The organism is Ornithinimicrobium carbonis (assembly GCF_050703245.1).
In the GTDB taxonomy this organism is placed as follows: Bacteria; Actinomycetota; Actinomycetes; order Actinomycetales; family Dermatophilaceae; genus Ornithinicoccus.
Genome location: NZ_CP192647.1, coordinates 3,734,707 through 3,753,873 on the forward strand (window position 1 = coordinate 3,734,707; position 19,167 = coordinate 3,753,873).

Annotated in this window: 23 protein-coding genes and 4 pseudogenes; 15 read left to right on the forward strand and 12 right to left on the reverse strand. The window is 73.7% G+C overall.

Annotation, left to right across the window (positions count from 1 at the left end; all coding sequences use genetic code 11):
• Positions 1-288 precede the first annotated feature (288 nt).
• From ACQ95T_RS18730 to ACQ95T_RS18745, 4 genes and pseudogenes are all read left to right on the forward strand, one after another.
• Positions 289-1,050, forward strand: coding sequence for a helical backbone metal receptor (locus ACQ95T_RS18730; RefSeq protein WP_431473281.1), 762 nt, complete (start codon positions 289-291; stop codon positions 1,048-1,050).
• Between the two features lie 82 nt (positions 1,051-1,132).
• Positions 1,133-1,720: pseudogene (locus tag ACQ95T_RS18735) on the forward strand (iron chelate uptake ABC transporter family permease subunit); the annotation flags it as partial.
• A 116-nt stretch (positions 1,721-1,836) separates the two neighbouring features.
• Positions 1,837-2,217 (forward strand): FecCD family ABC transporter permease, encoded by a 381-nt coding sequence (locus tag ACQ95T_RS18740; protein WP_431473282.1) that lies wholly within the window; start codon positions 1,837-1,839, stop codon positions 2,215-2,217.
• A complete protein-coding gene (locus ACQ95T_RS18745; RefSeq protein ID WP_425943332.1) occupies positions 2,214-3,209 on the forward strand; it encodes an ABC transporter ATP-binding protein in 996 nt (331 codons plus the stop codon). The genes ACQ95T_RS18740 and ACQ95T_RS18745 overlap by 4 nt, the downstream gene beginning before the upstream one ends.
• 115 nt (positions 3,210-3,324) lie before the next feature.
• Here ACQ95T_RS18745 and ACQ95T_RS18750 read toward each other — a convergent pair whose 3' ends face one another.
• Both ACQ95T_RS18750 and ACQ95T_RS18755 read right to left on the reverse strand, forming a co-directional pair.
• Positions 3,325-3,948 carry a PIN domain-containing protein gene (locus tag ACQ95T_RS18750; RefSeq protein ID WP_431473283.1) on the reverse strand — a complete coding sequence of 208 codons (624 nt, stop codon included), beginning with the start codon at positions 3,946-3,948 and terminating at the stop codon, positions 3,325-3,327.
• Between the two features lie 32 nt (positions 3,949-3,980).
• Positions 3,981-4,178 (reverse strand): hypothetical protein, encoded by a 198-nt coding sequence (locus ACQ95T_RS18755; RefSeq protein WP_425943335.1) that lies wholly within the window; start codon positions 4,176-4,178, stop codon positions 3,981-3,983.
• Between the two features lie 149 nt (positions 4,179-4,327).
• Between ACQ95T_RS18755 and ACQ95T_RS18760 the strand changes: the two genes are divergently transcribed.
• From ACQ95T_RS18760 to ACQ95T_RS18785, 6 genes are all read left to right on the forward strand, one after another.
• Entirely contained in the window at positions 4,328-4,879 is a 552-nt protein-coding gene (locus tag ACQ95T_RS18760; RefSeq protein WP_425943462.1) for a bifunctional adenosylcobinamide kinase/adenosylcobinamide-phosphate guanylyltransferase, read from the forward strand.
• Positions 4,876-5,976 (forward strand): nicotinate-nucleotide--dimethylbenzimidazole phosphoribosyltransferase, encoded by a 1,101-nt coding sequence (cobT, locus tag ACQ95T_RS18765; protein ID WP_425943336.1) that lies wholly within the window; start codon positions 4,876-4,878, stop codon positions 5,974-5,976. The genes ACQ95T_RS18760 and cobT overlap by 4 nt, the downstream gene beginning before the upstream one ends.
• 7 nt (positions 5,977-5,983) lie before the next feature.
• A complete protein-coding gene (locus tag ACQ95T_RS18770; protein WP_425943337.1) occupies positions 5,984-6,868 on the forward strand; it encodes an adenosylcobinamide-GDP ribazoletransferase in 885 nt (294 codons plus the stop codon).
• Positions 6,869-7,082: 214 nt separating this feature from the next.
• Positions 7,083-7,358: a DUF4212 domain-containing protein gene (locus ACQ95T_RS18775; protein ID WP_431473284.1), complete on the forward strand. Its 276-nt coding sequence runs from the start codon at positions 7,083-7,085 to the stop codon at positions 7,356-7,358.
• Positions 7,358-9,100: a sodium:solute symporter family protein gene (locus tag ACQ95T_RS18780; protein WP_425943339.1), complete on the forward strand. Its 1,743-nt coding sequence runs from the start codon at positions 7,358-7,360 to the stop codon at positions 9,098-9,100. Before ACQ95T_RS18775 ends, ACQ95T_RS18780 begins: the two co-directional genes overlap by 1 nt.
• A gap of 194 nt (positions 9,101-9,294) precedes the next feature.
• On the forward strand, positions 9,295-9,708 hold the full coding sequence (locus tag ACQ95T_RS18785) for a hypothetical protein (protein ID WP_425943340.1): 414 nt from the start codon (positions 9,295-9,297) through the stop codon (positions 9,706-9,708).
• Between the two features lie 248 nt (positions 9,709-9,956).
• Here ACQ95T_RS18785 and ACQ95T_RS18790 read toward each other — a convergent pair whose 3' ends face one another.
• The gene (locus ACQ95T_RS18790; protein WP_425943341.1) at positions 9,957-10,322 is read right to left on the reverse strand and encodes an ArsR/SmtB family transcription factor; all 366 of its coding nucleotides are present in this window, start codon (positions 10,320-10,322) and stop codon (positions 9,957-9,959) included.
• 21 nt (positions 10,323-10,343) lie between these two features.
• Positions 10,344-10,607, reverse strand: a complete 264-nt coding sequence (locus ACQ95T_RS18795) for a hypothetical protein (protein ID WP_431473285.1) — start codon at positions 10,605-10,607, stop codon at positions 10,344-10,346.
• 99 nt (positions 10,608-10,706) lie between these two features.
• Between ACQ95T_RS18795 and ACQ95T_RS18800 the strand changes: the two are divergent.
• Both ACQ95T_RS18800 and ACQ95T_RS18805 read left to right on the forward strand, forming a co-directional pair.
• Positions 10,707-10,931, forward strand: a pseudogene (locus tag ACQ95T_RS18800) (cation transporter); the annotation flags it as partial.
• A gap of 67 nt (positions 10,932-10,998) precedes the next feature.
• On the forward strand, positions 10,999-11,529 hold the full coding sequence (locus tag ACQ95T_RS18805) for a cation diffusion facilitator family transporter (protein WP_431473286.1): 531 nt from the start codon (positions 10,999-11,001) through the stop codon (positions 11,527-11,529).
• A gap of 85 nt (positions 11,530-11,614) precedes the next feature.
• Here the strand turns inward: ACQ95T_RS18805 and ACQ95T_RS18810 are convergent, their stop codons facing one another.
• Together ACQ95T_RS18810 and ACQ95T_RS18815 are read right to left on the reverse strand one after the other, a co-directional pair.
• On the reverse strand, positions 11,615-12,580 hold the full coding sequence (locus ACQ95T_RS18810) for a succinylglutamate desuccinylase/aspartoacylase family protein (protein ID WP_431473287.1): 966 nt from the start codon (positions 12,578-12,580) through the stop codon (positions 11,615-11,617).
• Positions 12,581-12,633: 53 nt separating this feature from the next.
• Positions 12,634-13,122 (reverse strand): ATP-dependent zinc protease, encoded by a 489-nt coding sequence (locus tag ACQ95T_RS18815; protein WP_425943344.1) that lies wholly within the window; start codon positions 13,120-13,122, stop codon positions 12,634-12,636.
• Positions 13,123-13,147: 25 nt separating this feature from the next.
• On the opposite strand from ACQ95T_RS18815, the pseudogene ACQ95T_RS18820 reads away from it, so the two are divergent.
• Positions 13,148-14,345: pseudogene (locus tag ACQ95T_RS18820) on the forward strand (RimK family alpha-L-glutamate ligase).
• A 104-nt stretch (positions 14,346-14,449) separates the two neighbouring features.
• On the opposite strand, the gene ACQ95T_RS18825 reads toward ACQ95T_RS18820, so the two are convergent.
• The 5 genes and pseudogenes from ACQ95T_RS18825 to ACQ95T_RS18845 form a co-directional block, all read right to left on the reverse strand.
• Positions 14,450-14,761: a hypothetical protein gene (locus tag ACQ95T_RS18825; RefSeq protein ID WP_431473288.1), complete on the reverse strand. Its 312-nt coding sequence runs from the start codon at positions 14,759-14,761 to the stop codon at positions 14,450-14,452.
• Positions 14,758-15,054, reverse strand: a complete 297-nt coding sequence (locus tag ACQ95T_RS18830) for a hypothetical protein (protein ID WP_431473289.1) — start codon at positions 15,052-15,054, stop codon at positions 14,758-14,760. The genes ACQ95T_RS18825 and ACQ95T_RS18830 overlap by 4 nt, the downstream gene beginning before the upstream one ends.
• Before the next feature lie 102 nt (positions 15,055-15,156).
• Positions 15,157-16,890: pseudogene (locus ACQ95T_RS18835) on the reverse strand (GMC oxidoreductase).
• A gap of 4 nt (positions 16,891-16,894) precedes the next feature.
• Entirely contained in the window at positions 16,895-17,248 is a 354-nt protein-coding gene (locus ACQ95T_RS18840; protein WP_431473290.1) for an SRPBCC family protein, read from the reverse strand.
• The gene (locus ACQ95T_RS18845) at positions 17,245-17,370 is read right to left on the reverse strand and encodes a hypothetical protein (RefSeq protein ID WP_431473291.1); all 126 of its coding nucleotides are present in this window, start codon (positions 17,368-17,370) and stop codon (positions 17,245-17,247) included. The genes ACQ95T_RS18840 and ACQ95T_RS18845 overlap by 4 nt, the downstream gene beginning before the upstream one ends.
• A gap of 63 nt (positions 17,371-17,433) precedes the next feature.
• Between ACQ95T_RS18845 and ACQ95T_RS18850 the strand changes: the two genes are divergently transcribed.
• The gene (locus tag ACQ95T_RS18850) at positions 17,434-17,712 is read left to right on the forward strand and encodes a DUF7218 family protein (RefSeq protein WP_425943349.1); all 279 of its coding nucleotides are present in this window, start codon (positions 17,434-17,436) and stop codon (positions 17,710-17,712) included.
• A gap of 195 nt (positions 17,713-17,907) precedes the next feature.
• Here ACQ95T_RS18850 and ACQ95T_RS18855 read toward each other — a convergent pair whose 3' ends face one another.
• Positions 17,908-18,084: a hypothetical protein gene (locus ACQ95T_RS18855; protein WP_425943350.1), complete on the reverse strand. Its 177-nt coding sequence runs from the start codon at positions 18,082-18,084 to the stop codon at positions 17,908-17,910.
• A 145-nt stretch (positions 18,085-18,229) separates the two neighbouring features.
• On the opposite strand from ACQ95T_RS18855, the gene ACQ95T_RS18860 reads away from it, so the two are divergent.
• Complete coding sequence (locus tag ACQ95T_RS18860) at positions 18,230-19,165, forward strand: LysR family transcriptional regulator (protein WP_425943351.1); 936 nt, start codon at positions 18,230-18,232, stop codon at positions 19,163-19,165.
• Positions 19,166-19,167: the final 2 nt, after the last annotated feature.

Consider the following 19,167-nt stretch of genomic DNA (forward strand, 5'->3'; position numbering starts at 1 on the left):
CGCCCATCGCGCACCCCGGACCCTGGCCGCCGCCGCAGCCCTGGGGCTGCTGCTGGCCGGGTGCGCCACCGACGACCCGGACGAGGGTGCGGGTGCACCGGCGACCTCCGCCGGGGACGACACCGAGGACGACGCCACTGGTGAGGCCGCGGGGGCGACCGCGGCGCAGGACGGGAACACCGCCACGGCCGGCGCCGGGGCCGCCGAGGGCGGTGGCGACTTCCCCGTCACCGTCGACACCCCCACGGGTGAGCTGACCCTGGATGAGCGGCCCGAACGGATCGTGTCGTGTCGCTGTCCCCGGCGGCCACCGAGATCCTCTTCGCGATCGGCGCCGGCGACCAGGTGGTCGCGGCCGACGAGTTCTCGACCTACCCGGCGCAGGCCCCGACGACCGACCTGTCCGGCTTCGAGCCCAACGTGGAGGCGGTCGCGGCCTACGAGCCGGACCTCGTCGTCGTCGCCTACGACCCGGGCGACCTCGTCGCCTCGCTCGACGCCCTGGACATCCCGGTCTTCGTCAACGCCCCGCCGGCCGACGTGGAGAGCGGCTACGACGACATCGCCGCCCTCGGCCTGCTCACCGGGCACGTGGACGAGACCGCCGACGTGGTCGCGCAGATGCGCGCGGAGATGGACGATGCGTATGCCGCCGCGCCGGAGGGTGCGCAGGTGCGGGTGTACCACGAGGTGGACGACACCTTCTTCGCCGCCAGCAGCTCCAGCTTCATCGGCTCGGTCTACGCCGAGCTGGGTGCGGAGAACATCGCCGACGAGGCCGACACGGACGCCAGCGGCTACCCCCAGCTCACCGAGGAGGCGGTCGTCGCGGCGGACCCGGAGCTGATCGTCATCACCGACGAGATCGGCTACGGGCCCGAGGAGGTCGCCGCCCGTCCCGGGTGGTCGGAGGTGACCGCGGTGCAGCAGGACGCGGTGGTCGTGGTGGACGCCGACATCGCCTCGCGCTGGGGACCCCGTCTGCCGCAGCTCGTGCAGACCCTCGCCGAGGCGCTCTCCGAGGCCGCCGCCGTGCCGGCCGGTCGCTGACCGGGCGAGACTCGACCACCTCGACGATCACGACCATCACGACGATCACGACCAACCCCACGCGACCACGACGAGCTCCCCGATGACCTCCACCACCACCGCTCCCCGACCGGGCGACCCGCTGGACCAGGCAGCCGCCCGGGCCTTCCGGCTGACCTGGCCGGCCGTCCTGGGCGCGACCGCACTGCTGGCCCTGGCGGCGCTGGTGTCGGTCACCCAGGGGGCCGCGGGGCTGTCGGTGGAGGGCGTCGTGCGCTCGCTGGTCGGCGCGCTGCCGGGCGTCACGGTGGAACAGACCCTCACCGCCCAGCAGGAGGCCGTGCTGTGGCAGATCCGGCTGCCGCGCACGGCGCTGGCCGCGCTGGTCGGCGCGTCCCTGGCGGTGGCCGGCGCCGGCTACCAGGGGGTCTTCCGCAACCCGCTGGCCGACCCCTACCTGCTGGGCGTCTCGGCCGGGGCCGGGCTCGGCGCCGTGCTGGCGCTCGGCTTCGGGCTCGACCTGTCCTGGGGCCCGGTGGGCGCCCTGCCGGCGGCGGCGTTCCTCGGGGCGCTGCTGGCGGTGACCGGGTCGGTGATGGTGGCCCGCGGCTCGTTCCGCGACCCCGCCACGCTGCTCCTGGCGGGGGTGGCCATGGCCGCCCTGTTCTCCGCCTCGCAGACCTTCGCCCTGCAGCGCCTCGACCAGACCGCGGCCCGGGAGGTCCTCTCGTGGCTGTTCGGCCGGCTGCCACCCACGGCTGGGCACCGGTCCTGCTGCTGCTGCCCTACGTCCTGCTCGCCGGGCTGGTGCTGGTCCTGCACGCCCGCCACCTGGACGTGCTGCGGCTCGGCGACGACGAGGCGCGGGCGCTGGGCCTGCGGCCGGCCCGCTCCCGCCTCGTCGTCGTGGGGGCCGCCACCCTCATCACCGCCGCCGCGGTGTCGGTCAGCGGCCTCATCGGCTTCGTCGGGCTGGTGACCCCGCACGTGGTGCGACTGCTCGTAGGCCACTCCTACCGGGTCCTCGTGCCGCTGTCGGCCCTCGTGGGCGCCGCGTTCCTCACGGTCGCCGACGTGGGGGCCCGCACCCTGGCCGCCCCCGCGGAGCTGCCCGTCGGCGTCATCACCGCCTTCGTGGGCGCCCCGTTCTTCTCCTTCGTCCTGTGGCGCGGAAGGCAGGATCCATGACCCCCCGTCCCCCTCCACCTCCGACCGCCCGGTCCCTGCCGCTGTCCTCCCGGCTGTCGGGACGGCGGGCGCCCGGGTCGACCTCCGGGGCCACCTCCGGGTCGACCTCCGGGTCGGCCTCCGGGGCCTCGGCCCGGTCGGCCGCGGCACCCCTGCGCCCGCTCGACGCGCTGCGGGTCCGGGACCTGCGGGTCGTCCACGACGGCACCGAGGTGCTGCGGGGCACCGACCTGGACCTGCGCACCGGCGAGTGGCTGGGGCTCATCGGTCCGAACGGCTCGGGCAAGTCGACACTGCTGCGGGCTCTCGTGGGCCTCGTCCCGAGCACCGGCACGGTCGAGCTGGGCACCGGGTCGCTGCCCGGCCCCACCGACCTGTCCCTCATGCCGCAGAGCCCCGAGCTGCCTCCGGGCATGAGCGTCGTGGAGTACGTCCTGCTCGGGCGTACCGCGCACGTGGGCTGGCTGCGCTCCGAGTCGGCCGTCGACCGGCGGGTCGCCACCGACGTCCTGCGCCGTCTGGGCCTCACCTCCTTCGCGGAGCGCTCCGTGCGCCGGCTGTCCGGCGGGGAGGCCCAGCGGGTGGTCATCGCCCGGGCGCTCGCGCAGCAGTCACCGGTGCTCCTGCTGGACGAACCGACCAGCGCCCTTGACCTGGGTCACCAGGTCGAGGTGCTGGAGCTGGTCGACGAGCTGCGCCGTCAGGACGGCCTCACCGTCGTCGCCGCCATGCACCACCTCGACTCCGCGGCCCGGTACGCCGACCGCCTCGCTCTGCTGGACCGCGGCCAGCTCGCGGCGCTCGGCACGCCTGTGGAGGTGCTCGAGCCGGAGCTGCTCTCGCGCGTCTACGGGCACCCGGTCCACGTCCACGAGGTCGCCGGCGACCTCGTCGTCGTGCCCGCCCCCCGGGCGCGTCCGACCCGTCGCAGCGCCGACCCACCGGTGGTGCTGGACGAGCGCCGGGGAGGGCGGACCCGGACCGTCTCCTGAGAGGACCCGCATGCGCTGTCTTCCAGCGCGACGGTAGGCGCTCTCCCCAGCACGGCGGGCGGCCTCTCCCAGCTCGACGGCGGGCGGCCTCTGCAGGTCAGGACCGCCGGCGCTGTCACCAGGCTGTGCGGACCGCCTCCAGCGCCGTGAGCGCCGGGTCTGCCGTCACCAGCACCGCGGAGCGGGTCACCGCCTGGGCGGCCAGCATCCGGTCGAAGGGGTCGCGGTGGCTCCACCCGAAGCTGCCAGCGAGGATCGCGTCCTCCGTCGTGATGTCGACGAGCTCCGCCCCCAGATCCTGTGCCTGCTGAGCGAAGGTGGCCACGAGCAGGGCTCCGCCCGGGAGCTTGCCCACCCGGTGCTTCGTGGCCAGCTCCCAGCCGGAGACGGCCGAGACGAGCAGCTGGCGACCGGGGTCGGAGACGAGCGCCCGGGCGTCGTCGGACAACCGGCCCGGCTCGTGGACCGCCCAGACCAGGACGTGCGTGTCCAGCAGGAGAGGCACGCCCGAGGTCACCGTCCCTCCCAGGCGTCCAGCTCCTCGGCAGGCAGGTCGTCGAAGAAGCTGTTCAGGGAGGCGGTAGGACCCGGAGCCGAGCCGTCGGGGACGCGGGTCGACGGGAACGAGCCGGGCCACCACGCGGTCACCCCGGGCGAGCAGGATCTCCTCCCCGACCTCCACGCGGGCGAGCAGGGCCGACAGGTGGGTCTTGGCCTGCTGCACCTTCACGACCTCCACCCTCAGGAGACTAGGCTGGTCGACCGGGTTGGTCAACGTGGCTGTTCAGTCATCGCCCCCATGCGGTTGTCGCGACAGCGCGGCCATCGCGAGGGTGTCGTCGACGTGACAACGTCGTTCGACGTCTCGTCGAACCTCACGCCCGCCATCCGGTCGCCGGGGCGGATGTTCTCCGTCATCGTCCGACGCTCCCCTTCCAGGAACGCCGCCGTGTCGGGCGTGCTCTCCAAGGTCCCTCCCCTCCCGCGCACCGCACGCACCGCGCCTCGCGCCGCGTGCCCCGGCACCTCCGGCCGGTGCACGCGAGGCACGGTACGCCGACCCGCCGCGCGGACGGTCGGTCCGTCCACAGGTCCGCGATAGGTTGCCCAGCGTGCCGATGACCTTCCTCACCGGCGGCGCCCGCAGCGGCAAGTCGTCCCTCGCCGTCCGCCGCGCCCGCAGCACCGGGGCCCCCGTGGTCCTCGTCGCGACCGGACGGGCCGACGAGGGTGACACCGAGATGGCCGACCGCATCGCCCGGCACCGGGCCGAGCGGCCCGGTGACTGGCGCACGGTCGAGGAGCCCACCGAGCTGGTCGCCGCGCTGACAGACCTCGACCTCGACCTCGGCGCCGGACCAGGTCCCCGCCCCACGGTCGTCGTCGACTGCCTCTCGCTGTGGGTCTCCCACCTCATGGCGCGCGGCGACGACGAGGCCGGCACCCTCGAGCAGGCGCACGCCCTGGGCCGGTGGGGCGCGGCATACCCCGGGACCGTGCTGGTCGTGACCAACGAGGTCGGCTCGGGCATCGTCCCCATGCACCCGGTCGCGCGTGAGTACCGCGACCGGCTCGGCCGGGTCAACGCGACCGTGGCCGGGTACGCCGACCTGGCCCAGCTCGTGGTGGCCGGGCGCACCCTGACCCTCGACCCCGTGGAGGAGACATGACCCGCCCCGAGCACGACCGGGAGGCGCTGGCCGTCGTCGAGCAGGCCGTGGCCGCGATCCGTCCGCTGGACGCCGACGCCGCAGCCGCTGCGGCGGGAGCCATGGACGGGAAGGTCAAGCCGCTGCGCAGCCTCGGCGAGCTGGAGCGGCTGGCCGCCCGCCTCGCCGGCATCCAGGGCACCGCGCAGCCCCACGTGGACGCTCCGGCGATCGTCGTCTGCGCGGCCGACCACGGCATCGCCAGGAGCGGGGTGAGCGCCTACCCCCAGGAGGTCACCGGGCTGATGCTGCAGGGGTTCGCGGCCGGCACGGCGGCCGTGGGGGTGCTCGCCCGCCAGTCCGGCGTCCGGCTCGTGGTGGCCGACCTCGGTGTCGTCGACCCGCCGCGGATCGAGCCCGGCCAGAACCAGGTGCTCGACCGCCGGGTGCGCGCGGGCACCGCCAACAGCCTGGAGGGGCCGGCGATGAGCGTCGCCGAGGCCCAGCGCGCCGTGGCCCACGGCGTCACGCTCGCCGCCGACCTGGTGGACGAGGGGGCCGACCTGGTCGGCCTGGGGGAGATGGGGATCGGCAACACCACCACCGCGAGCGCGCTGACCGCTGCGCTGCTGGGCCGCGACCCGGCCCGCGTCACCGGACCGGGCACGGGGGTGACGGGCGAGGTGCTCGCCGCCAAGGTCCGTGCGGTCGACGCGGTCCTGCGTCGGCACGAGGGGGCCGGCGGGACCTGGGAGGTGCTGGCCCGGATGGGCGGGCTGGAGATCGCGGCGCTGGCCGGGGTGGCGCTCGGCGCGGCGGCCCGGCGGGTGCCGGTGCTCCTCGACGGGTTCATCAGCACCGCGGGGGCGGTGGTCGCGACCCGGCTGGCCCCGCGGGCCGTCGACGCGATGGTCGCCGCCCACCTCTCCCCCGAGCCCGGGCACGCCGTCCAGCTGGAGGAGCTCGGTCTGGAGCCGGTCCTGCGGCTGGGGATGCGGCTGGGCGAGGGCACGGGGGCGGCGCTGGCCGTGCCGGTGCTCCGGTCGGCGGTCGCGGTGCTGCGCGAGATGGGCAGCTTCGCCGACCTGGGCCTGGCCCAGGACCGGCCGACGGTCTGACCCGGCGGTGGGCACCGGGTTCCTCGACGCCGTCGCGTTCCTGACCCGCGTCCCGGTCCGGCGACGGGCGGGAGGCGGTGGCACGGCGGGTGGGGGCGGGAGCGGTACCGCGGGTGCGACCAGGGGCGGCAGCTCGGGCGAGGGCACGGACCGCGCGGCTCCCGTCGACCTCGCCCGGGCGGCGGTGTGGTTCCCGGTCGTCGGGGCCCTGCTCGGTGCGACGGCCCTGCTCCTGGGCCTCCTGCTGGCGACGTGGACCGGGGTCCTCGTCGCGGTGGTCCTCGTGCTCGTCGTCGAGCATCTGCTCACCGGCGCGCTGCACCTCGACGGCCTGGCAGACCTCGCGGACGCCTCGGGCGGCCGGGACCGCGCGGCGCGCCTGCGGATCATGAAGGACCACGCCACCGGCGTCTACGGGACGACCGCCGTGGTGCTCGCGCTGCTGCTCGAGGGGGCTCTGCTGGTCGAGGTCCTGACGGCCGGTGCGGTCACGGGCCCGGCGTCCGGGATCCTGGGCACCGGCCGGGGTGCGGACGGCCCCGCCGGGTGGCTCGCGGCCGCCCTGCTCGGCGCGACGGCCTGGTCCCTGTCCAGGGCGGCGATGCTGCCGGTCGCCCTGCTGCTGCCCTACGCCCGAGAGGACGGGACCGGCCGGGCGGTGGTGCAGGGACTGGCGCTGCGCCATACCCTCCTCGCCTGGGTCGTGCCGGTCCTGCTCTGCGCGCTGCTGGGGTGGACCGGGGCGGCGATGCTCCTGGCGGCGCTGGGAGCGGCGCTCGTGGTGGGCGCCCACGCCCGGCGGACCCTCGGCGGTGCCACCGGCGACGTGCTCGGCGCCACCGCCCAGCTGGCGCTGCCGGCCGCTCTGCTGGCCGCCGTGCTGACCCTCTGAGGCGCCTCCGCCCCCGACCGTTCGTCCCGCCAGGACGACCGTTCGTCGTCCGGTGGGCGCCGTCGGACGACCCGCGGTCCGGCGGTACTCACCAGGGGGGTGACCCTGGCCCTACCGTGGCGCGGGTCACACCGCCGGGACGTCGGCGGGCCGTCCCCGTCGAGGAGGAGATCACCGTGAGTCCCACCTTCCCACCAACGCCCGAGGTCACCTGATGGACATGGCACAACGCAAGGCCTACTGGCGCCGCAACCTGCGCCTGATGGCGGTCCTGCTCACGATCTGGGCCCTCGTCTCCTTCGGGGCGGGGATCCTGTTCGTCGAGCCGCTGAACGCCGTCAACTTCCTGGGCATGCCGCTCGGCTTCTGGTTCGCCCAGCAGGGTTCGATCCTCACCTTCCTGATCCTCATCGCCGTCTACGTGTGGCGGATGGACAAGCTGGACAAGGCGTTCGGGATCACCGAGTACGAGATGGAGGTGCACCACTGATGGGCGCCGTGCAAGCCTGGACCCTCGTCTTCGTCGTCATCACGTTCAGCCTCTACATCTACATCGCGTACGCCAGCCGGGTGTCCGACACCGCTGGCTTCTACGTCGCCGGCGGCGGCATCCCCGCACCGGCCAACGGGGCGGCGATCGCCGCCGACTGGATGAGCGCCGCGTCGTTCATCTCGATGGCCGGGATCATCGCCTTCAGCAGCAACGGGTATGCCGGTTCGGTCTACCTCATGGGGTGGACGGGTGGCTACGTGCTGCTGGCCCTGCTGCTGGCGCCCTACCTGCGCAAGTTCGGCAAGTTCACCGTTCCCGAGTTCGTCGGCGACCGGTTCTCCGAGACCGCCCGGATCATCGCCGTCATCTCGGCGATCGTCGTCTCCTTCGTCTACGTCGCCGGCCAGATGGCCGGTGTCGGCCTGGTCTTCCAGCGGTTCCTGGGCGTCAACCAGACGCTGGGCGTCATCATCGGCATGGCGATCGTCTTCGCCTACGCCGTCTTCGGCGGCATGAAGGGGATCACCTGGACCCAGGTGACCCAGTACTCCGTGCTGATCGTGGCCTACCTCATCCCCGCGGTGGCCATCTCGCAGAGGCTCACCGGGATCCCGATCCCGCAGATCGGCTTCGGCCAGATCATGGGCGAGCTCAACGCGCTGCAGACCGAGTTCGGGCTCAACGCCTACACCGGGGCGTTCACCCAGATGAACATGCTCAACATGCTGCTCATGACGGCCACGCTGATGTTCGGCACCGCCGGTCTGCCCCACGTCATCGTGCGGTTCTACACCGCCCGCAGCGTGCGCGCCGCCCGGTTCTCGGCCCTGTGGGCGCTGTTCTTCATCTCGCTGCTCTACCTGACGGCTCCGGCCATCGGCGCGTTCAGCAAGTACAACGTGCTCAACCAGATCCCCGGCACGGGCGTCGACGACGTCCCGGCCTGGTTCGCCTCCTGGCGCGACGTCGGCCTCATCACGGTCAACGACCTGAACGGCAACGGCACGATCGACGTCGCCGGCGGCCTGGGCGAGGGCTTCGAGCTCGCCATCAACAACGACATCGTGGTGCTGGCCGCGCCGGAGATCGCGGGCCTGCCGGCCCCGATCATCGGCCTGGTCGCCGCCGGCGGTCTGGCGGCGGCGCTGTCCACCGCCTCGGGCCTGCTGCTGGTCATCAGCTCGGCGGTCGCCAACGACGTCTACTACAAGCGGATCAACCCGCAGGCGACCGAGGCCCGTCAGCTGATGGTCGGGCGGTTCGCCATGGGTGGAGCCATCATCATCGCCGGTTACCTGGGCATCAACCCGCCCGGGTTCGTGGCGCAGGTGGTCGCCCTGGCCTTCGGGCTCGGGGCCGCCAGCTTCTTCCCGATCCTGTTCCTGGGGATCTTCTGGAAGAAGTGCACCGCCAAGGGTGCCGCGGCCGGCATGGCCGCCGGTCTGATCATCACGTTCGCCTACATGATCTGGACGATCCCGATCTACGGCGGCAGCGAGGGCATCTTCGGCATCGCGGCCACCAGCTTCGGATTCGTCGGCATGCTCATCAACTTCGCCGTCACGATCGTGGTGTCGCAGTTCACCGAGAAGCCGACCGAGGTCATGCAGCAGCTGGTCGAGGAGGTCCGCTACCCCGGGCGCAGCGAGCTCGTCGCCGCGCACGCCACGGGCGCCCTGGACGACGAGCTCCTCCACGGGGAGCACCACGACCACGACCCCGACACCCGTCACCCCTGACGGACGTCACCGCCGGTCACCGTGGACCGGCACCATCCGCAGGCCGGCACGGTCGGGGCACCCGCCCCGGCCGTGCCGGGCCGGACCGGCAGGGCGGCGGAGGACCCCCGTCCCCGCCCACCCGCCGGACGGGCCCTCCGGCCCACAGCACACTCCATACCCCTGCAGCACCCTTCGCGTTAGGCTGACTCCCGATGGCGACCCAGACCGCCCCCGTTCGCACCCGCCGCGGCAAGATGCCCGGCCAGATGCGCCTGCTCGCCGCCAGCCTGATGATCCTCCTCGGCGCGTTCGTCCCCTGGCTCTACACCCCGCTCGGCACCATCACCGGCATGCGCGGCCCGGGTCTGTGGACCGCGACCGTCGCCATGCTCGCCCTCGCCGGGGCCCTCGTGCCCGCCCGGTTGCGCCTCCTGGCGATCGTCCAGGCCCTGGCCGCCGCGGCCATCTGCGTCGTGCTGCCGGTCTGGCAGTTCTTCCACATGTTCAGCCTGGTCGGCATGGCCGGCTGGATGCCCGGCCCGGGCCTGCTCCTCACCTTCGCCGGCGGCATCCTCTGCGGCGTGGCCGCCTGGCAGCTCTGGACCATCCGCCCCGTTCAGGCCTGAGCCGGACTGTCGGCCCGGGCGGCCGGCCGCCGCACGGTCACCCGTCGGCAACGGACGCCCCGTGGGCACTGTGCGGCCGAGTGTCGTCCGGTTCGTCCACGAACCTCGGACACCGACCTGCGGAAACGCGCGCCGGGCCCGCACGAACCGGACGACGGTGGGCTCCCGGCGCCCGGCTCGGCCGTCGACGCCATCCGGCGGAGCGCCCCAGGCCACCCGACCCTCGGTCCGGCACCGTTCGGTCCCGCTCAGGCGCGGTAGCGGTGCTGGCCGGGCTCACCCTCGCCGGCGGTGCCGGTCGCGTGCTCGGCGTGCGAGAGGGCCTCGGTGAGGAGCCGCCGCACGTGGTCGTCCTCGGCCCGGTAGAAGACGTAGGTGCCCTCGCGGCGGGTGTGCACGAGGCCGGCGAGGCGCAGCTTGGACAGGTGCTGGCTGACGGCCGTCGGACCGGCCTCGACCAGCTCGGCGAGCGCTCCCACGCTGTGCTCCCCGTGCAGCAGGGCCCAGAGGAGCTTGACCCGGGTCGGGTCCGCGAGCAGCCGGAAGGTGTCCGTCACGGCCCGTGCGTGCAGGTCGTCGGGGACCTGGACCGTCTGGATCGGTTGCTCGTGCACAGGTCCACCTTAGCGAATTCACTATCTTCGCAGATATGCAGATATGCTGGCCTCGTGCGCGAGGACCAGGAGCAGCCCGGTGCGGGATCCGTCCGTGCCCAGGACCCGACCCAGGAGCAGGCGCAGAACCAGCCCCGGCGCGAGGGCCAGGGGCGGCCCCGGCGAGAGGGCGTGATGGGAACCACCACCCGTGGACGCGACGACCACGACCACGACCACGACCACGACCACGACCACGACCACGACCACGACCACGACCAGAGTCTGCTCGGCCGGCTGAGGCACGCGCTCACCCCGCACAGCCACGACCACGCGGAGGCGATCCAGTCGGCGGAGGAGTCCAGCGCCGAGGGCATCCGGGCCGCCTGGATCAGCCTGATCGGGATGGGCGCCACCGCGGTGGTCCAGGTGTTCATCGTCTGGATCTCCGGGTCGATCTCCCTCCTGGCCGACACGGTGCACAACCTCGGGCACCTGGCGACGACGATCCCGCTGATCATCGCCTTCCGGCTGGGGCTGCGCGCCCCCACCCGCCGCTACCCCTACGGCTTCCGACGCGCCGAGGACCTCGTCGGGCTCTTCATCGGTCTCATCATCGCCCTGTCGGCCGCCCTCATCGTCTGGGAGTCGGTGCGGGCGATCGGGGAGCCCCGTGAGCTGACCAACCTGGGGCTGGGTGGCGGCCGCGGCGCTGGTGGGGGCGGCCGGGAACGAGGTCGTGGCGCGCTACCGGATCCGGGTGGGGCGCCGGATCAGCTCGGCGGCCCTCGTGGCCGAGGGTCAGCACGCGCGCACCGACGCGCTCACCTCGCTCGCCGTGCTGCTCGGCGTCGGCGGGGCGATGCTCGGATACCCCCAGGTGGACGCTGTCGTCGGACTGCTCATCGCGGCCGTCATCCTTCTGGTGCTGTGGGCCTCGATGCGCACGACCGTGCACCGGCTGATGGACGGGATCGAACCCCAGGTGCTGACCACGCTGGAGGAGGTCACCGCGGCGGTCCCCGGCGTGCGGGCCGTCCGGCAGGCCCGCGCCCGCTGGTCGGGTCACCGGATGGAGGCCGACCTGGAGGTCGACGTGGACCCGGGCCTGACCGTCGGTGAGGCCGACGCGGTCGCTCACGAGGTCAGGAAGGTCCTCACGGCCACGGTGCCGAACCTCGACGGGGTCGCGGTCCACACCTGCGCCGCCCGGGCCGTCCAGTCCTGAGACCCGCCGGGGCAGCGCAGTCGATCGTGGCCCCACCCGGGGCACTGGTCGACTGCACTCCGGCGGGGCCGCGCGAGCGGGCCGCTCAGACGATGACCGGCACCTCGGCCCCGTCGGGTTCGTCGTCGGGGTCGCTGGAGGCGATGTGGACGAGCGCGTCCCCGCTGTTGACCAGCGGGGCCTCCGTCCGGCCGATGACGATGCCGTCCCGGTCTGCCTTGACGATCGCCAGCCGTCGGCCGAACGAGTCGTGCAGCTCCCCCAGCCGCTCGCCGGCGACCACCCGCTGGCCCAACGACACCTCGAGGCCGAGGATCCCCGTGCGCCGGGCGCGGACCCAGCCGCTGCGCCAGCACACCACGCTGGGCCCACCTGGAGGGACCACCTGCTCGTCCTCGGGCAGCATGCCGAGCGCGTGCAGGACCCGCAGCACCCCGTCGACGCCCGCGGTGATCGCCCACTCGTCGAACCGCCAGGCCTCCCCCGCCTCGTAGAGCAGCACCCGGGCGCCTCGCTCGCGGGCCGCCGAGCGCAGGGAGCCGTCGCGCAGCCGGGCGTGGTAGAGCACCGGGGCGCCGAACGCCTCCGCCAGCTCGCGGGTGCGCGGATCCTCCAGGTCGCACCGGATCTGCGGCAGGTTCGACCGCCGGTCGGAGGCGGTGTGCAGGTCGATGCCGACGTCGCACTTGGCCACGATCTCGGTCATCATCAGGTGCGCGATCCGGGCGGCCAACGATCCACGGGCGGCGCCCGGGAAGCTGCGGTTGAGGTCGCGCCGGTCGGGGAGGTACCGGTCGCGGGACATCACCCCGAGGACGTTGACGATCGGCACCGCGATGAGCGTCCCCCGGATCCGACGGGCGGACACCTTGGCCAGCACCCGCCGGATCACCTCGATCCCGACGACCTCGTCACCGTGGATCGCCGCGTCCAGCCACACGGTCGGCCCGTCCTCGCGGCCGTGCAGCACGTGAACCGGCAGGCTGACCTCGGCCCCGGTGACGAGCCTGCTGATCGGCAGGGACACCTCCTGCCGGGACCCCGCACGCACCCGGACGGTGCCGATGGCGAAGGAGGGTCGGGGGCGCCGGCGGGCGGGGGCCACTAGCGGCCCCAGTTCCGCCGGCGCACGGCCCGCTCGGGTCGACCCCCCGCGTAGGAGAGCGCCGGATCGACGAGGAACCCCTGCACGAGCGCCTCCCGGCCGACGAGCATGCGGAAGCCCATCTCGTCCCGGTCGGTCAGGGTCACCTCCGCGTCGACCGAGCGACCGCACAGGAGGAGCTGCAGGAGCACGACATACCTCGTCTCGGTGTGGCCCGAGCTGCTGCGCACGGTGCGCTCGTCGTGCACCGGCAGCTCCACGGTCACCGCGTCCTCGGGGCCGGCCTGCCAGGGGTGGACGTCGAAGCGGACCCACGGCCGTCCGTCCACCGAGACGGGCTGCAGGTCGAACGCGTGCAGCGAGGAGGTGCGCGCCCCGGTGTCCACCTTGGCCTTGACCCAGGGCACGCCGACCGCGTCGAGGCGTACCCACTCACGCCAGCCGACGACGACCTTCGACGGGGTGGTTTCATGGGTCTGCCCAGGCACGTCCCCATCTTGTCAGGAACACCCGATGAAGCTCGCCATCCTCTCGCGGTCGCTGCGCGCCTACTCCACGCAGCGGCTGCGCACGGCCGCCCTCGACCGCGGCCACCAGGTCAAGGTCCTGGACACGCTGCGCTTCGGCATCGACCTGTCGACCCGAGCCGGACCTGCACTTCCGCGGCCGGCCGCTGTCGACCTACGACGCCGTGCTGCCGCGGGTGGGGGCGTCGGTGACCTACTTCGGCACCGCGGTCGTGCGGCAGTTCGAGCAGATGGACGTCTACACGCCGAACACCGCCAACGGCATCATGAACAGCCGGGACAAGCTGCGTGCCAGCCAGATCCTGTCGCGCCACGGCATCCCGATGCCGGCGACCGTGCTGGTGCGCAACCGCTCGGAGATCCCGCACGCGATCGAGATGGTCGGCGGCGCGCCCGTCGTGCTCAAGCTGCTGGAGGGCACCCAGGGCATCGGCGTCATCCTCGCCCCCGAGGCCAAGGTCGCCGAGGCCATCGTGGAGACGTTGCACGGCACCAACCACCAGGTCCTCATGCAGAGCTTCGTCAAGGAGAGCAAGGGCACCGACGTGCGCGCCCTCGTCGTCGGCGACCGGGTCGTGGCCGCGATGCGCCGCCGGGCCCAGGGCGAGGAGTTCCGCTCCAACGTGCACCGCGGCGGGACGGTCGAGGCCGTCGACCTCGACCCGGAGTACGCCGAGATCGCCGTCCGCAGCGCCCACATCATGGGGCTGCGGGTGGCCGGCGTGGACATGCTCGAGGGGCGGGACGGACCGCTCGTCATGGAGGTCAACTCCTCCCCCGGGCTGCAGGGCATCGAGGCGGCGACCAAGCTCGACGTCGCGGGCGCGATCGTGGACTACGTCGCCGACCAGGCCGACTTCCCCGACATCGACGTGCGGCAGCGGCTCGCGGTCTCCACCGGCTACGGCGTGGCCGAGATCGCGGTGCTCGCCGGGTCCGAGATGGTCGGTCGCACGATCGGCGACTCGGGCCTGCGCGAGCGGGACGTCCAGGTGCTCACCCTGCACCGCGGCACCCGCGTGATACCCAACCCGGGGGCGAGCAAGGTGCTGGAGGAGGGTGACCGGCTGCTCTGCTTCGGGCGCCACGAGAGCATGCGCTCCCTCATCCCTGCCCGGCGTCGGCGGCCCAAGCGGGTGCGGCGGCTCCCGAAGGAGCCGATCCACGACGTCGTGGAGGCGTGACCGGGACACGGGGAAACCGCGGGCGGGCCCCTGGTGGCGCGCCTCAGGAGGCGCACCGCTACCTGGCCCGTCCGAGCCCGTGGGTGCTGCTCGGACGTGCGACCTCAGTCGGCGGCCCCTCCGCACACCGCCGGGATCGAGACCTCCAGAGGGGAGCCGAGCATGCCGTCCTTGTCGAGGTCGATCCCGTGCACGACGACCTGGAAGCGCTCGGCCATCTGGACGTTGGCCGCGGTGGTCCGGAACGTCCGCTCGTAACGGATCCGGCCGCGCGAGTCCGCCACCGCGTAGTCACCCGAGCCGTCGGTGGCACCCGTGGTGTTCAGGTGCACCTGCACGGGGCCGTAGTACGGAGCCCCCTCGCCGACGCTGATCAGACCGTCGCCGTTCGCATCGGCCATGGGCGTGGTCTTCATGGAGGGGCACCCCATGTCGGGCGCGCGCCCGGGAACCCGTGGAGGTGCTGCATGTGGAGCACGCTGCCCGGGGTCAGGCCCTCGACACGCACCCGGACGTGCATCATGTCGTTGGGCAGGGTCCGGATGCGAGCCTCGCCGGAGGCCTGGCTGACGGAGGCCTTCTGCACCGCTATGAGCTCGTGGTCGACCCGCACGCTCTCGAACCCCCTGTCGTGGGCGAGAGCCGGGGCGGCGGCCGCGAGCACCAGCGCGGTCGAGGCGAGGGCCAGGGTCCTGGTGACGTTCCTCATGGATGTCCTCCTCGTGCGTGGGCCGGCCGGGGTGGCGGGTCCACAAGGTTGTTCGTCCACGGAGCCCTCAGGGATTGCTCAGGGCAGGGCCGGGTGTGACGGTCAGCCCGCGTCAGGGTCGGTCTCGGTGTCCAGGCGCCGGTATGCCGCGCCGGGCGCGGGGCGGGGGTCGGGCGCCCCCTTGCTCGGCCACATCGACATCGCCCGCTCGCTCGGCCTGCGCGGTGATCGTCAGCAGCGACGGGTTGACGCCGAGGTTCGCCGAGATCGTCGACCCGTCGACGACGTGCAGCCCCGGGTGGCCGTGGACCCGGTGGTAGGGGTCGACCACGCCCGTGGCCGGCGAGTCGCCGATGACGCAGCCGCCGAGGAAGTGGGCCGTCATCGGCACGTTGACGACGTCGCCGACGGCGCTGCCGGGTCGTCCGGACAGGTGCCGGGCCATCCGCCGGACGGCCTGGTGGGCGACCGGGATCCAGGTCGGGTTGGGCGCCCCGTGGCCGGGGCCCGAGGTGAGCCGGTAGCGGCCGAGCAGCCCGCGCGCCGCCCGGACGGTGATCGAGTTGTCGAGGGTCTGCATGACCAGCGCGATCGTCGTGCGCTCCGACCAGCGGGACAGCCCGAGCACGTGGTCGACGAGCCCACGGGGGTCGGCGGCGGCGGCCCGCAGCCACCGGCCCGCCCGGCGGACCCGCGCGGGAAGGCCGGCCGCACCGGGGTCGGCGTCCCCGTCGGCGAGGTAGGGGGTGCTGAGCAGGCCCATCGCGTTCTGTCCGCGGCCGTAGCGGCACGGCTCGACGTGGGTGTGCTCGTCGGGGTGGAAGCTGGAGGTGATGGCCACGCCGCGGGTGAGGTCCGGCCCGGCGGCGCCCCGGGGGCGGGTGGCGCCCAGGAGGGCCTCGGAGTTGGTCCGGGTCAGCTCGCCCAACCGGTCGGACAGGTGGGGCAGGTCCCCGTCCCGCCGCAGGCGGTGGAGCAGGTGCTGGGTCCCCCAGGCGCCGGCGGCCAGGACCACGTGGTCGGCGGTGCGGGTATGCCGTGCTCCCGGGCGCAGGCGGGCCAACCGGGTGCCGGTGGGGACGGTGGTGACGGCGTAGCCGCCCTCCGGGCGGGGCCGGACCCGGGTGACCGTCGTGTCCGGCACGATCCGGGCACCCGCCCGCTCGGCGAACCACAGGTAGTTCTTGACCAGCGTGTTCTTGGCACCCACCCGGCATCCGACCATGCACCCGCCGCACTCGGTGCACCCGGTGCGTCGCGGCCCGTCGCCGCCGAAGTAGGGGTCGGCCACCTCGACGCCGGGCTCGAGGGCCCCGTCGCGCCCGAAGAAGACGCCGACGGGGGCGCGGCGGAAGGTGTGGCCGACCCCCATCTCCTCGGCGACCCGGCGGTAGAGCGCGTCCACGGGGGTGAGGGTCGGGTTGGTCACGACGCCGAGCATCCGCTCCGCCGTGCCGAAGTGGGGGTCGAGCTCGGCCCGCCAGTCGGTGATGTGCGCCCACTGGGGGTCGCGGAAGAAGGCGTCCGAGCGGGGCCGGTAGAGCGTGTTCGCGTAGTTCAGCGAGCCGCCACCAACCCCGGCGCCGGCCAGGACGAGCACGTCGCGCAGCAGGTGGATGCGCTGAATCCCCCGCAGTCCCAGCGCGGGCGCCCAGAGGAAGCGGCGCAGGTCCCAGGACGTCGCGGCGAAGTCCTCGTCGGCGAACCGGCGCCCCGCCTCCAGACCGTGACGGCATACCCCTTCTCCCGCAGCCGTAGCGCGGCGACCGAGCCCCCGAAGCCGCTGCCGACCACGAGGACGTCGCTGTGCTCGGGCTGGCGGCCCTCGGCGACCACGTGTTCAGCGCCCGTCGGCCACGACGGTCTCGAGGCGCTCCAGCGTCTTCTCCATGGACCGGCGCGTGTAGCCCGCGAGCCGACGCACGGCCGGACGGCCCAGGGGCGCCTCGGTGCTCACGTCCCACGTCTCGGTGACCCGGGTGCCGTCCTCGACGGGGACGAGGTCGTAGCGCCAGGTCCGTCCGGTGAACAGCAGCCGGAGGGGGAAGGGGGCCAGCGTGCGCCAGGCGATCGTCCGGTCGGGGTCGAGCGCGACGACCTCGTTGCGGGTGGCGTAGCGCACGCCCCACCGCATGTCCATGCCGAAGCTGTCCCCCTGGCGGAGGGTGCGCGAGCCCCCGCGCGCCGTGGTCACGGTGCCCGATCCGTCGATCTCGGCGTGGCGCGACGGGTCGGCCACGGGTCGGCCAGGACCGCGAAGATCTTCTCGGCAGGAGCGGGGATGGTGCGGGTGACGCTGACGCGGTCGGTGCTCATGGGTCAAGGGTCGCACCGCCCTCCCGGGTGGAGGGCAGGGGGCCGTTGCGCGACAGTGGATCCATGGCTGAGAAGCAGAAGGACCAGGACCCCGGACCCAGCGTCAAGGACCCGGAGATGTACGAGGCCCTGCGTGACGACGGGGCCAGCAAGGCCAAGGCTGCCGCGATCTCCAACGCGGCGGCCAACAGCTCCCGGGAGGAGGTGGGGCGCCGGGGCGGGGAGAGCGAGGCGTACGAGGAGTGGACCGTCGAGGAGCTGCAGGAGCGGGCGCGTGAGCTCGACGTCGAGGGCCGGTCCTCGATGACCAAGGACGAGCTGATCGAGGCGCTGCGGTCCTAGCAGCGGGCACGACCGGTCGACCTGCGACCGCCGGCACGCGACAGGACGGAAGACCGGACCGCGGCCACCCCGGCCCCAGGACGACCGGACCGCGGCCACCCCGGCCCCAGGACGACGAGACCGGCGCCGCCCTCGTGAACGAGGACGGCGCCGGTCGGGTCGTGCAGGGCCGGTTCGCAGAACCGGGGGCTGGGATCAGCCGCGCAGGTGCTCCACCGGGCGCCAGGAGGAGCCGGTCTGGGTCAGCACGCGGGTCCCGCGGGCGACACCACGCCCGAGACCGGCCGGCGAGAGCTCACGCGCACCGGCGGCACGGCCGATCACGAGCAGGGTGATGAGGGCCAGGGCGACCAGCAGGGTCAGTTCGAGCATGGGGTCAACCTCCTTGGAGATGATCGGGGGTACGGGGCGACCACCTCCGGCAAGGGATCCGGCTGGTGATCTGTCCCCTACCTTGACAGGGACGTTTCATAAGGACAAGTCACGTTTTCTGGTCGATACCTGTCAGTATTGCTACATGTTCAATCCCGAGCACCTGGTCACCCTCCGCGCCGTGGTCGAGGAGGGGACGGTGCTCGCGGCCGCCGACCGCCTGCGCCTGACCCCCTCGGCGGTGAGCCAGCAGCTCACCCGGCTGCAGCGGCAGGTCGGCCAGCCCGTCATGGTGCGGCAGGGCAGGGGCCTGGTCCCCACCGACGCGGCCGACGTCCTCGTCCGGCTCGCCGAGCGCGTCGTCGACCTGGACGAACGGGCGCGGGCTGAGCTCGAGAGCCTCCGGGAGGAGGTCTCCGGCCCCCTGGTCGTCGCGGCGTTCGCGACGGCGCTGCGCGGACTGGTCAGCCCGGCCGTGACGCTCCTGACGGACCGCCATCCCCACCTGCAGATCACCCTGCGCGAGCACTCGCCCGAGGAGTCGATGCCCGCCCTGCTGCGCGGCGAGGTCGACCTCGTCGTCGTCCACGACTGGACCGACCGGCAGGCCTCGCCGCGCACCGGTCTGCAGGCCCACCTGCTGGGCCTGGACCCCGTCGACCTGGTCACCCTGCGCGACGAGGACCTCACGACCGGTCCCGACGGTGTCGACCTGGACGACCTCGGCGGCCGGGTGTGGATCGACGACACCCCCGGGGTCTACAGCGACTGGCTCCTCGCCGCCCTGGCCCAGCGGGCGCTGCCCCACCGCATCGGGGCGACCGTCGACAGCACCGGGGCCCGGGTGACCCTGGTGGCCCAGGGCTTCGGCATCTGCCTCCTGCCCCGGCTGGGCCGTGACGTCCTGCCCGAGGAGGTGGTGGCCACCCCGCTCGTCGAGGCACCCACCCGGCGCATCCACGCCGTCCACCGCGACGCCAGCACCCGCCGACCCGCGGTGGAGGCCGCCGTGGAGGCCCTGAGCGAGGTCTGGCGGGCGCGGGAGGAGCTGCCCAACTCCCCGGCGGTCGCGCAGGCCTGACC